This window comes from uncultured Agitococcus sp., assembly GCF_937920075.1.
Taxonomy (GTDB): Bacteria; Pseudomonadota; Gammaproteobacteria; order Pseudomonadales; family Moraxellaceae; genus Agitococcus.
The window spans coordinates 1-11,709 of the sequence record NZ_CALETI010000122.1 but is presented as its reverse complement, the minus strand read 5'-3'; the positions used below and the strand labels follow the sequence as shown (position 1 = coordinate 11,709).

Here is an 11,709-nt window from a genome sequence, read left to right as displayed (position 1 = left end):
ATTAGCAGGCTTGGCGATTTGATGCGTAATCAAACGTCTGCTTATGACAAAAGCAGACGTTTTAACGCAACAATCCCTATGGGTATGGGCGGGGTTGCAATTATTGGGGATGGGGGAACAAGAAAACCAACGAATAACGCGAACGGTGGTCAACTAAATAACCCGTTTGACACTTATCTTGCAAGCAAAGGCTTGGCAGGTGGTCGTTTTGATACTAATAACCCTGCTTATCAATTCCAACTGAAGCAAGGCCAACAAGCCCTAGACCGTTCAAGCGCGGCGCGTGGCATGGGATATAGCGGCGCACAAATGAAAGCGGCGCAAGATTATGGACAAGGCATGGCAAGTCAACAGTACGACAAAGAATACAATCGCGCCAGTGGTGAGTTTGCCGATTACTTCAACCGTTTAGCCTCATTATCACAAGGCGGACAGCAGGCCGCACAATCATTGGGCGGCATGGGCGGTCAATACGCTAATAACGCAAGCAACACATTCGGCAATCTAGCAAGCGCGCAATCTAGCATTTTAGGGCAACAAGCTAATGCAAGGGCGAGTGGTTACGCTGCAAATGCTAACGCATTTAATCAGGGCTTGGGTAATATGATTGACATTTACGGCATTAGTAAAAAATACGGTTAAGGTGGTTATATGGCTTTTCAAATAGACCCGAACATACCTTTGCGGGCAATGGCTAACCCAATCAACATTGGCGAGTCATTTTCAAGGGCGCAAACGTACCAAGCCAACGATTTAAAACTCCAAGCCTTACGCGAACAATTTAATGAGGAAAAAGAAGCGCGTTTACGTCAAAAGCAAATGCAACAGGGTATTGCTAGCGAGTTGCAGAAAATGCAACAAGGCACACCAGCGCAATACCGCACTACATTCCCACAGACTATTCCCACAGGTCAAATGCCTCAAGGGATGACAGGGGTATTAGCGGCAGAACGCGGCCAAAACTTACCAACACCTGATTTATTTGGCGAAAACATTTTAAAGGGTAATTTTGACGTAAGACGCGAGATGATCGCGCCCGAAGTCAAAGGGGTTACGCCTGATTACTTAGATGTTTTAAATGTATCAGCAAAAAACGCTTTGCAAGTGGGTGACATTGATTCGTTTATTAAGTTTAGCAATGCTATTAAACAAGAAAGAGCAGCTAAAGCCGAGCTAGATCAGCCTGTTGGCAATCCTTACGAGATGTTTAAGGATGGCCAGTCGTTAGGTATGTTTGTCACTACAAAAGGAAATAAGACAGTGCCATATGGTCAGGCAGGGGCAACAATGACTAAACCTGACAAGCTAACAGCAGCACAAGAAAGAGAGTATGCTTTTAAAGAAAAGAAATTAAAGCAAGATGCTTATTTTAAAGAGCGCGAATTAAATAAGCCTGTATATGACCCTGTAGAACGTGTAGGAGCGGTGGCGGATGTAAAGGCTGAGGCAAAGATTAGACAAGATTTGGTCGCTGATGCAGCAGGTGCGACAAAAACATACGCCAACATAATGCCTATATTGCGAAAAGCTAAGAATATTCTATCTAGGCTTCCTCCTGATGCGTGGCAGTCTTACTATCAATCTAAAATTGCTGGGACACCTCTTAGTAAATATATTGGCAACAAAGACCAACAGGATGCGCTTGCTGAGCTAGATGTTTTACAAGAGAATTTGAGGCTAAAAGCGGAAAAACCTGCTGGTGCTATTTCTAATTTTGAAATGGGGCTGCTTTCTAAAGCAATGGGTGTATTAAAAGAAAATACGTCTCCTTCGCAAAAAACCACTGCGTTTCAGCAGATTATCAGTATTCTAGAAAATGACAAAACCGTTGCTTTAAATATATTAAAACAAAATAACGCATCAAATTTTGCTTATAAAGGCGGTGAATTTCTTAACCGCTTTACAAATAAAGCTAGTAGTGAGCAAAGAAAAGAGTATCTTGATGCTTATATGCAAGTAAAAAATGACCCTGAATTATTAAAAGAGCTACAAGAGAACGCTAGAGATTTGGGAGTGCTGGAATAATGAGTGCTTATGATGATATTTTAGCTAAGAAAAAAGCTCAATCAAAAGCCGTTGTGAAGCCTGTTGCAAATAATGCGCCTAGTGATGCGTCAGTTGCGGCTTCGTCTGTCGCTAAGGGTTTTGCTGGTATTCCAGATATGTTTATCAATGCCGCGCCTAATTTAATAGGGTTGGGCATGGCTGGAACTGGTTTCGTTTCAAACGAAATCGCACAAGCTGTTGGCCGTGATAATCTGATAGGTGGTTATTTTTCTAAATTAAACGAGCTTGCAAATAAAGGTTTAGAGAATTTTCAGTCATCGCCAAGTATTACAAATAGAGCGGTTCGCGCTGTTTTGCCTATTCAAGACCCTACTACACATAGACAGCGCGTGATGGATTGGGCGGTTCAAGGTGCTACAGGCGCAGTATTAACACCGACACAAACACTAAAAGAGCTTGCGTTAAACGCTGCCAAGTTTGGCGCGGCTGGTGGTTTTGGTGGTGTGGTTGCTGAAGAAACAGGCTCTCCATTAGCAGGAATTGCGGCTTCTATTGCTGCGCCTGTTGCATTAAATGCCACTGGAAATCTTGCATCAAGAATTAATCAACCATTAACAAAGGGTGGGCGTGAGAATATAGTCGGTCAAGGAATGGTTAATGTTTTGCAAGACCCACAGGCGGCCTCTATTGCTTTAAAAAACGCGCCTAAGCCATTAGTCAAAGGCTCGCAAGCTACACCAGCGCAAATTGTTGCGGAGTCGTTAGGCGACAAAAATATGCTACGCGCTGAGGATGTGCTTAGAAACAAGATAGGCGTTGCCGATGATATTAACGCCAGATTCTTGCAAAATCGAGAAGCTAGACTAGCCGAGCTTGGGCGAATTGGTGCAGGTGGTACAGCTCAAGATGCTGTTACCATTGCTCGTGAAAAATTAGCACAAAATAAAACTAATTTAGAATCTCAAAAAGCAAGGTTATTACAAAGTCAACAATCAAGAATGCAGCAAGCACAACAACAACAACAAACGGCTTTAACCGAGTTGGGTACTCCAACAAGTGCGGATGATGCAGCGCAAAGATTGGCTAATGTTGCTGACCCTATTTTGCAACAAAAACAAACTGACATAAAAAATGCTTTTGAATCTGTTGACCCATTTGGCGAAGTAACCGCGCTTAGAATCCCTATGCAAAAAATAGAGGGGGTTTTACAAGAGAATTACGGGGGGCTGGGTGCTGGGACAGATAGTCGAGTAAATACAGCGTTAAAACTAATAGGCAAGGCTGCAGGTCAAAACAAAGCAGCTAAGGATATTCCAGAGTTGTCTATTGTTAAACCTACTGTTCCGCCTTTGCCAAAGTTTGACCCTAAGCAAGTTAATCCACAAATTGACGATATGCTTACCGCTATGGCCAAGTATGGCGGCCTTAATCGTGAGTACGCGATAGGTTTAGGTATTGACCCTAAAATGCTTAATCAAAGGGCTGCTGGTGCGTTAGTTCCGTTTCCTAAAACTGGCGGTTTAGGCGGTGATGAAATGGCTATGCGCTTGGCTCAAGATGGTTATCCTGTTGGTAATCTTGGTGCTGAGGACATTTGGCAATTTCAAGAGGCTCTTGATAATGCAATGCGCGGATATAAAGTCCTTACGCCACAAGGCAATGAATTGTTAATGGCAAGGCAACAAGCGCAAAAAGACCTAGAATTATTCAACGAAAATATGCGCCTTAATCCTGATTTGCTAGGCTCAACAATGAGCTACAAGCAAATGCAGACTATTCAGAGCATGATCGGTGAATTACAGCGAGAGGCTGTTAAGGCAGGGAATAGCAGAGAAGCCAAAACATTGACCCAATTAAAACATATTGTTCGCGGCTCAATGGATGACGAGGTTGCGCGTGGTGTTGTCCCTAAAGATATAGGTGATGCGTATAAAAAAGCCATAGGTTTAAAGGCTGATTTTGAATCTAGATACGGTCGTGGTGCGGTTGCGGATTTAAGAATGCGCGGCTATGAGCGTTCAAGTCAAAACTTAGCAACATTGCCCAATAAAATTGTTAACACAAGAGAGGGGTTAGAGTCGTTTAAGCGGTCGTTTGGCAGCGAAAAAGAAGCAAGAGCGGCTTTAAGTGATTATATCGGCTCTAACTTTAGAAATCAGGTTTTAAATATCGGTAATGGCGGTTTAAAATCAGGTTGGGAGGAAAAGGCTTTTAAATTTGTTAAGGATAACAAATTGGCTCTTGATGAATTTGGCGATTTGTCAAAACAGATTACAATGGCTATTTTAAAATCTAAAACATCTCAAAAACTAAAAGCTGATTATGAGGTTGAGTTAGATAATTTACTCAAGAAATACGCGACAATTGAGACCAAGCAATTAGAAAGTGGCGGCAAAATATTTAACAACTTAAAAGACCCTGATAAGGTTATTGATGCGTTTTTCTCGTCGTCTATGCGTCAGAATGATGCTAAATTTATCACAGAATTGGCAGCTGAGAATCAGTTATTTAACCGAGCTTTACGCGGTGCGATTACTGAAAAAATTGCAAAACTAAGCACTGAGACAAATGGTAGAGTTAATGATAATAAGCTAATTATGTTTTTAGAAGATTCCAAGAATATTGCTTTAATAGAATCTGTTTATGGCAAAAATACAGCCAATAGATTGGGTAAGGTTTTACAAGATGCCAAGCGAGATTCTATGGGGGGTGGTGGCACAAATTCCGCCACTTTTGCGAGGGGGCAAGTTGATAAATTAATGAATCAAAACATATACGCTTTAGATGCTTTAGGCGGAACGCTTGGCGGTGTTGTTGGTTCTTTTCTTGGAAATCCGTTTTTAGGTGTTATTGGCGGGGCTAGTGTTGCTCACAGAACAAAGCTAATAAAACAGGCTTTAGATGAGCAAATGGCGAAAGCTTGGCTAAATAGTGATGAGGCTGCACGATTGATTGATAAAAAATTATCAAGCGGCAATTATGGCAAAAAAGCTATCAATACAGCGTCAAAATATGCTGTTCCTGCTTCTCAAAATGAGGATAAAAAATAATGTCATTTTCTCTTTCTTCTTGGTTTGATGCGCGTTTTTTCAAAACTGGTAACAATGCGCCTTTAACTGGCGGTAAAATTTACACTTACTTAGCAGGGACAACTACACCCGTTGCAACTTACTCGAATGACTCAGGCACGACAAACACAAACCCGATTATCTTAGACGCTGATGGACGCGCAAATATTTATCTTGATGATTCTGTTGCATATCGTTTTATCTTAAAAGATGCAAATGATGTTGTTTATTTTGACCGAGATAACCTTTACTCAATTGACGGTTCAGCAGCTGCGTCTGGTGTAGTAGCTCCTCTGGACGAAAACGGTAATGTACCTGAGCAATACCTTAGTTTTGTGCAGACTGGTACTGGTGCTGTGGCACGGACGATGCAGGAGAAGATGCGAGATGTGGTCAGTATCTTTGATTACTTGAGTGATGTTCAACGAGCTGACGTTATTGCTGGAACGAAACTACATGACGTTTCAGCCGCCATCAATACCGCGCTTGCCGAGATCGGGAATAATGGAGAACTGTTTTTTCCGCCTTACGAGTATCGTGTTTCCAACACGATCACGATGCCTTCTACAAAGCATTGGCAAAAAATTAGGGGCACAACAAGCCCAGCAGGAGGTGGAGGAGCTGGGGTTCGGTCTAAGTTGGACTTCTCCACACTTCCAGTAAACACCACGGCGATTGTCACTGGCGGAAGAAGTCGCATTGAGGATATTGGCATATTCGGCCCTGGCGCATCTGTTGGTGGAACGGGCACGGGCGTGAAAATCAGCTACGAGGCTGATCTCAGAAACGTCACCATCCAGTTATTCAATATCGGCGTTGATGTTGTAGGCTGCTATTACACCAGACTAAGCGATGTTGCTTTTCGTTTTAACTCGCTGGGCTTGCAGGCAAGCTTGTTCCACAATTTAAGACTGACAGAGTGTGCTTTTGGGGGTGGTGTACCTGGTTCACGTGCTGTTGGCCAAGAATCTGGCAACGGGATACATTTGCTGGGCAGTGGGGAGTGCAGCATCAATGGTGGGTCAATAGAGGCTTTTTGGGGTGCAGGTGGCTATGGTATTCGGATGAATGGAAACTTCCTTCACCTGAACGTCAATGATGTTTACTTCGAGTCTTACGGAGATTCTACGCATCAGTCTGGACCAGCAATTCTAGTTGATGGCGCGAAATCATCGGTGAATGTCAAAGGATGCTTCGCATACATATATTATCAAGATGCTTTCGTTTACCTGGCTGACAGTGCATTCAGCTATTCTCTAACGTCTGTAGGGAACAGATTTTCAAACACAAGTGCATACAACGGCATCATCTATCGCCTTCCATCAAACTTGAGCTACCGCCAATCAGGAACCGTGTTCATCTCTGGTGACAACTTGGAAAACGTAGGGGCGGCAAAACCTATGTATGTGTCACCTGACATTCTGAATGTATTGAATGGTCAGCCTAATGTTACCGTTTACCCGCCTCGCGGTGGATTTGATGCTGGAAGCTCTGTGCCAGACCATGTTTTTGTCGGTAGACCTCAGGCCAATTACATTCAGGACGTAGCACCATCCAATCCACTCAGGGGTGTTATTTATTGGGCAAACGGAGGCACATGGAATCCGTGCAAGAGTGAGTTTTCACCATATCCAGTAATTTACGATGGCACTTCATACCAACAGGTTGTAAAGACACACGCACTTACTTTGGCGAACAATTCAAACCTGACGCTCAATGTCAACGAAAACGCTGTATGTAACACAAACACATCCGCAGTAACAGTGACGCTGCCGACATCTCCGCTTGATGGGTCTACTCATACGATTAAGAGTCTCGGAGCAACAAATGCAGTAACGGTAAGCGGTGGTGCTCGGAACATTGATTCTGCATCGACTTACACGTTGCCTGGAGGTACTTATCAGGCTATAACTGTGACCTACCATGCTTGGTCTAATAAATGGCTCATCGTGAGCAAGGTTACATGACCCCTGATACAGAGTCTGGTTATCCCGAAGTAAAACCGCAGGCTTATCAATAGCCTGCGGATGGCAGCAATGGTGCTTAGAACATAAAGAAGACAAAGATTGTCATTTAAACTAAGTGTCATTCTGTAGGCACACTACAAACAAAAACGCCCAAAATTGGGCGTTTGATAAAAATACAAGTATCTAATTTTAAAGCGTATTTTCAAAATTAGTACATCAAAACTGACGTAAATTAATACGTCAATTAGGATAAATAATACTAGTTAGACACCAAGCCTTTGTTTAGCAATCTCAAAATACCCTGCATCTTTTTCAATGCCGATAAATTTACGGCCTGTGTTTTTGCAGGCTACGCCAGTTGTGCCGCTACCCATTGTAAAATCTAAAACCGTCTCGCCTTCTTGTGTGTATGTCTTAATTAGGTATTCAAGAAGTGCTACAGGTTTTTGGGTTGGGTGAACTCTGATGACATTATTACACTCTTTTGCTCTTGCGTTAATTGTAATAATGTTTTTTGGATATCTCAAATCAGGGTTATAATTTTCACTTGCTTTAAATGTTCCTTCTGATACTTTTCCTAAAAAAGACGTTTTTTGTGGCTTAATGCTTAATGGTCTTTTATTTTCTTCCTTTGCTAATTCCATTATTGGGTAATAATTAACCTTTTCTTTGCAAAAAACCATTATATTTTCTACTACTCTTAATGGATGGTTTTTCGCCTGTATAAAATTACCTGCTTGTTCTTTGTTCCATATCCATTCATGTTTATAATTTTTTATATTACTAGTTCTAACTGTACTTGCAAAAGGTTCGATACCAAACAGAACAATAGCACCATTAGGTTTAATAATACGTTTCAACTGTTCCCACATCTTATCTAACGGAATAACAGTGTCCCATTTACAAGCAGTCGTACCATAAGGTGGGTCAGCTAAAATCAAATCTACACTACCATCGGGTATCTCTTTCATACGCTCTAAGCAATCACCAAGCATTAAATTCATCGCAATCTCCCGTGTCTAACTCTGCATCAAACCGATAACCACCCAATCAGTCATTATGTAATCTAAAAGCCGTGGTAGAGTGGTTACGGCTTATGCGTTGGTAGTTAGATTTCAATATGCGGCAAAGTAATGTCAGCAGGGTTTGTCGTCAATCCAAAGCCAAAACATTTAAAATCTGGAAATGTAAATGCTGGAGCTAAATAAACTTTTAAGGGCTTCAGTTTATCCAAAATTTCTTCTTCTATCTCGCACTCAACAAAAAGACCATCTTTTTGCAGTTTTGCAGACAAAACAACCCCAACTTTTTTATCAAAATCAAAGTTTTCTATCACAGGCGTTCCCACTGCGGTATTCTCAAGCGCAAGCAAAGCATTTTCATCAAAATGTACACTTTCACTTACCGTTTCTGTTGTCGCAACTTTAACTGTAATCTTCATCGCAATTCCTCAATCTAACTCGCGCTTCAACAGGGAAAACGCCCCAGCCAAAAGTTGAGTTATTTATTAAGTTTTTGGCAACATTGCCACTTTTTACAACAGTCGGGGCGTTTCCCGTTAAGCTAATAGTTAGGTTTTAACATGCACCGCGTATAATTCGACTCCATACGGCAGGGTTTTTCGATAATTTTTATCAAACCACTTTTTAAATCTATCAATAGACGTATGGCTTGAATATACTTCTAATAATTCCTCAAATTGTTGCTCAGTACAATCAACAATTGCGCTTAATTGGCTATTAACCTCAGTATTCAAACAATGTAAACTCATTTTAATATCCTCTTTAACTAAAAATTATTATGTTTATTTTAATATCTTTTTATTAAGACACAAATAAACGTAAGCTTGCAAACCTAACTACGCAATCAAGCGGAACGCACCCCAGCCGATTGCGAGTTATTGTTTAGTTTTTTTGGCAACATTGCCGTTGTTTATATCAAAGAGGGTGCGTCCTCTTATTGCAATAGTTAGGCATTAACTGACTTTTCCAAAATCTCACTTACAAAGTCGTTTTGGCAGTCGCGTAACTCGTTTACGTTATCGACATAATCATAAACACTATCCTTAATTTTATCTAATCCCGCACTTTCAGCCATTGGAATTTCAATATTCAACTGAATCCATTCATCAACAAAATCACTAAAGTTGCTTGTATCAGAATAATTAGAACACTCATCAGCCAAAGCATTTTTTAAGTGTTTAATGTTTACTGTTTTACCAGTAAACAACTCGCCATGCCGCAACACACGCAATGTCAAGCGTAAGTCATCTTGACGCTGCACAAGCGCACGCTCTAAATCAGCAAAAATGTTTTGGTTAATTTGAATTTCGCCAGCAACCCAGCGTCTAACTGTGCGGTCATTAACGCCAAGTTTTTTAGCAATAGCTGATTGCCATTGCTCGCCAAACATGGATAAGCCAATCATTTTAAGTTTTTGAATATCGTTCATTTTGTTTTCCTTGCCAGTTAGCGACTGGCGGCGCGTAAAGATTAGTAAGTTTTTTCTACCATTGGCTTTTTGCCTTTGTAAGAACGCATTAAGCAGTTTGTTTTGCAGTCAAAAAAGAATTTGTTGCTGCTATCTGAGTAGTTGCAACCATTGCCGATGATGCCATTAAATTGTTTTGCATTGATGTAAACGCGGTCAAAACCTTCTTTGACCCATTCTTTGCCGCCAATGTCTAAGAAAAATTGTTTTGCGGATTTTGGTGCTTTGCTTTCAGCGATAACGATTTTTAACGCTGCACCAAAAGTAACGCGATAAGATTCACCTGCAACATGGACGCTTTTAGCTAATTTGTGTGCTTGTGTGAAGATTTGTGATTTGTTCATTTTAGTCTGCCTCGCAGTTAGTAGAAGGTTGCCCTTTGCCCCCTTCATGTTTGTTATTATGCCCTAGTTTTAGGGCATAAACAATAGGTTTAAGTAAAATATTTCAATTCTTTTTTATGGCCACAAAACGCCTAACTCTCATCTATGGTTTCCACCTGCATTGACAATCCAACCGATAAAGACTGTTAAAACAAGTGTCATTCTATAGACACTCATACGCAATCATACGCACACCACAAAATAAAAAGCCCTAAAAGGGGCTTTGGATTATGCGTCATCCACCCCCTTGTAAATCAAATAATCAAGCCACTCTTTGACGGCTCTTGATTTGTCAGTCATTGACGCAAGTTTGGCAATTCGCCTTGCGTCATCTTCGTTGTCAGGGTTAAAAACAACCTCTAGCCTTACCTTCTTTGCACAGAAGGCTTTATCAGCCCTCTGTTGTGCCTCGCTACGATTTGCCATGTTTAAGCCGCCAATTCTTGAATTACCACGGGGTCTTTAGAGATAAAATCAATAACTTCTCTAAGATGTTTTTCATCACGGATTGTTGCTGGCAATTCTTCTTTTGTGTCGCGTGGCAACCATACGTTGCCTTTCCATGTGAATGTTCCGTTATCGTTTGCAAAATAACTGCAAATATCTTCGCCTATATTTTCGTTGTCAGCACCTATCCACAATATTGATGTATATTCATCAATGTAAACTGACAAGCCGCGTGCTTCTGCGAAGTTTGTTGTGATTTTTGAGATATTCATGTCGTTCTGCCTTTGTTGTTTATCGTCTTGATGTGTTTATTATATTATCATACGTATGATACGTCAATAGTTATTTATAGTTATTTTAAATATATTTTTAATGCCTAACATCAGCGCGGGTATTTGCGCCTTACGCACTTAGTTATACACCAATCCGCTTTTTAGCAATCTCAAAATAATTCTCGTCTTTTTCAATGCCGATAAACTTGCGATTGTTAAGCAGAGCCATTTTTCCCGTTGTTCCGCTACCCATAAAACAATCTAAAACGGTGTCGCCTTCATTGCTCCACGAAATGATGTGGTCATGCGCTAGGTGTTCGGGGAATATTGCGGGATGCTCGCTTTTCTTTTGAGGGTCTATCTTCCAAATGTTTGTGCGTTTGCCAAACGGTTTTCTCTCGATTATCCTTGTGCTATAATTTTTGCCTGCGTCGATAGCTGCGTTGACTTTCACTTGACCACTTTTAACGACGTTCTCTCTATCTTTAATGAGATTAATTGCGTTCGGTTTACCTTTGGAAAATACGAACATATACTCAAAATTCTGGGCATAGCAAAGAACACTACCAAATGCACCACTACCCGTTTTCTCCCATATCATTGTGTCATGCAAATTAAATCCTATTTCTTTAGCATACAGGGCTTGTCTAAAACTTGTCCCTGTTTCGCTTCCTTTAATCGTTGCATCACCCACCACCCAAACCACTACTCCACCTTTTTTAGTTACTCTAAACAGTTCTCTCAAAACAGGCTTCCATACATGCTCGCCCCATTCAAGCGTGTTATTGTATGTTCTTAAATTGTCGTAAGGTGGGGAAGTCACCGTTAAATCAACACTGCCGTCAGGTATCTCTTTCATACGCTCTAAGCAATCGCCTAGCATTAAATTCATCGTCATAATGTGTCTAACTCAGCAATCAAGCGGACAATGCCCCAACCGCCCACTGCTTACTTTTTTATGTTTTTGACATACTCTTACTTGCTAATATCAAGAGTGGGGCATCGCCTCTTATTGCTATAGTTAGGTTTTAATCTATGTATCCATAAAATTTAGCCCATTCGGGGTTAGTCTTAA

The 11,709-nt window shown here is 41.1% G+C and carries 11 protein-coding genes and 1 pseudogene; 4 read left to right on the top strand and 8 right to left on the bottom strand.

Annotation, left to right across the window (positions count from 1 at the left end):
• From Q0212_RS04440 to Q0212_RS04425, 4 genes and pseudogenes are all read left to right on the top strand, one after another.
• Positions 1-642, top strand: a pseudogene (locus tag Q0212_RS04440) (hypothetical protein); the annotation flags it as partial.
• 9 nt (positions 643-651) lie between these two features.
• Positions 652-2,025 (top strand): hypothetical protein, encoded by a 1,374-nt coding sequence (locus tag Q0212_RS04435; protein ID WP_297922805.1) that lies wholly within the window; start codon positions 652-654, stop codon positions 2,023-2,025.
• Positions 2,025-5,057 carry a hypothetical protein gene (locus Q0212_RS04430; protein WP_297922802.1) on the top strand — a complete coding sequence of 1,011 codons (3,033 nt, stop codon included), beginning with the start codon at positions 2,025-2,027 and terminating at the stop codon, positions 5,055-5,057. The genes Q0212_RS04435 and Q0212_RS04430 overlap by 1 nt, the downstream gene beginning before the upstream one ends.
• Positions 5,057-7,042, top strand: a complete 1,986-nt coding sequence (locus Q0212_RS04425) for a hypothetical protein (RefSeq protein ID WP_297922800.1) — start codon at positions 5,057-5,059, stop codon at positions 7,040-7,042. Before Q0212_RS04430 ends, Q0212_RS04425 begins: the two co-directional genes overlap by 1 nt.
• A 263-nt stretch (positions 7,043-7,305) precedes the next feature.
• Here Q0212_RS04425 and Q0212_RS04420 read toward each other — a convergent pair whose 3' ends face one another.
• From Q0212_RS04420 to Q0212_RS04385, 8 genes are all read right to left on the bottom strand, one after another.
• Positions 7,306-8,046, bottom strand: coding sequence for a site-specific DNA-methyltransferase (locus Q0212_RS04420; protein WP_297922797.1), 741 nt, complete (start codon positions 8,044-8,046; stop codon positions 7,306-7,308).
• Between the two features lie 104 nt (positions 8,047-8,150).
• Entirely contained in the window at positions 8,151-8,483 is a 333-nt protein-coding gene (locus tag Q0212_RS04415) for a hypothetical protein (protein ID WP_297922795.1), read from the bottom strand.
• Between the two features lie 129 nt (positions 8,484-8,612).
• Positions 8,613-8,813 (bottom strand): hypothetical protein, encoded by a 201-nt coding sequence (locus tag Q0212_RS04410; RefSeq protein WP_297922792.1) that lies wholly within the window; start codon positions 8,811-8,813, stop codon positions 8,613-8,615.
• A 197-nt stretch (positions 8,814-9,010) separates the two neighbouring features.
• Positions 9,011-9,493: a hypothetical protein gene (locus Q0212_RS04405; RefSeq protein ID WP_297922789.1), complete on the bottom strand. Its 483-nt coding sequence runs from the start codon at positions 9,491-9,493 to the stop codon at positions 9,011-9,013.
• A 41-nt stretch (positions 9,494-9,534) separates the two neighbouring features.
• On the bottom strand, positions 9,535-9,876 hold the full coding sequence (locus Q0212_RS04400; RefSeq protein ID WP_297922786.1) for a hypothetical protein: 342 nt from the start codon (positions 9,874-9,876) through the stop codon (positions 9,535-9,537).
• Positions 9,877-10,143: 267 nt separating this feature from the next.
• Entirely contained in the window at positions 10,144-10,341 is a 198-nt protein-coding gene (locus Q0212_RS04395; protein WP_297922783.1) for a hypothetical protein, read from the bottom strand.
• A 2-nt stretch (positions 10,342-10,343) separates the two neighbouring features.
• Positions 10,344-10,589, bottom strand: coding sequence for a hypothetical protein (locus Q0212_RS04390; RefSeq protein WP_297922780.1), 246 nt, complete (start codon positions 10,587-10,589; stop codon positions 10,344-10,346).
• A gap of 187 nt (positions 10,590-10,776) precedes the next feature.
• The gene (locus Q0212_RS04385) at positions 10,777-11,532 is read right to left on the bottom strand and encodes a site-specific DNA-methyltransferase (RefSeq protein WP_297922777.1); all 756 of its coding nucleotides are present in this window, start codon (positions 11,530-11,532) and stop codon (positions 10,777-10,779) included.
• Positions 11,533-11,709 lie beyond the last annotated feature (177 nt).

What these genes read in the sequence shown, in the direction of transcription:
- Q0212_RS04395 (WP_297922783.1), bottom strand. Translation starts at nt 10,341, where the DNA reads ATGGCAAATCGTAGCGAGGCACAACAGAGGGCTGATAAAGCCTTCTGT.
- Q0212_RS04410 (WP_297922792.1), bottom strand. Translation starts at nt 8,813, where the DNA reads ATGAGTTTACATTGTTTGAATACTGAGGTTAATAGCCAATTAAGCGCA.
- Q0212_RS04405 (WP_297922789.1), bottom strand. Translation starts at nt 9,493, where the DNA reads ATGAACGATATTCAAAAACTTAAAATGATTGGCTTATCCATGTTTGGC.
- Q0212_RS04415 (WP_297922795.1), bottom strand. Translation starts at nt 8,483, where the DNA reads ATGAAGATTACAGTTAAAGTTGCGACAACAGAAACGGTAAGTGAAAGT.
- Q0212_RS04420 (WP_297922797.1), bottom strand. Translation starts at nt 8,046, where the DNA reads ATGAATTTAATGCTTGGTGATTGCTTAGAGCGTATGAAAGAGATACCC.
- Q0212_RS04435 (WP_297922805.1), top strand. Translation starts at nt 652, where the DNA reads ATGGCTTTTCAAATAGACCCGAACATACCTTTGCGGGCAATGGCTAAC.
- Q0212_RS04430 (WP_297922802.1), top strand. Translation starts at nt 2,025, where the DNA reads ATGAGTGCTTATGATGATATTTTAGCTAAGAAAAAAGCTCAATCAAAA.
- Q0212_RS04385 (WP_297922777.1), bottom strand. Translation starts at nt 11,532, where the DNA reads ATGACGATGAATTTAATGCTAGGCGATTGCTTAGAGCGTATGAAAGAG.
- Q0212_RS04400 (WP_297922786.1), bottom strand. Translation starts at nt 9,876, where the DNA reads ATGAACAAATCACAAATCTTCACACAAGCACACAAATTAGCTAAAAGC.
- Q0212_RS04425 (WP_297922800.1), top strand. Translation starts at nt 5,057, where the DNA reads ATGTCATTTTCTCTTTCTTCTTGGTTTGATGCGCGTTTTTTCAAAACT.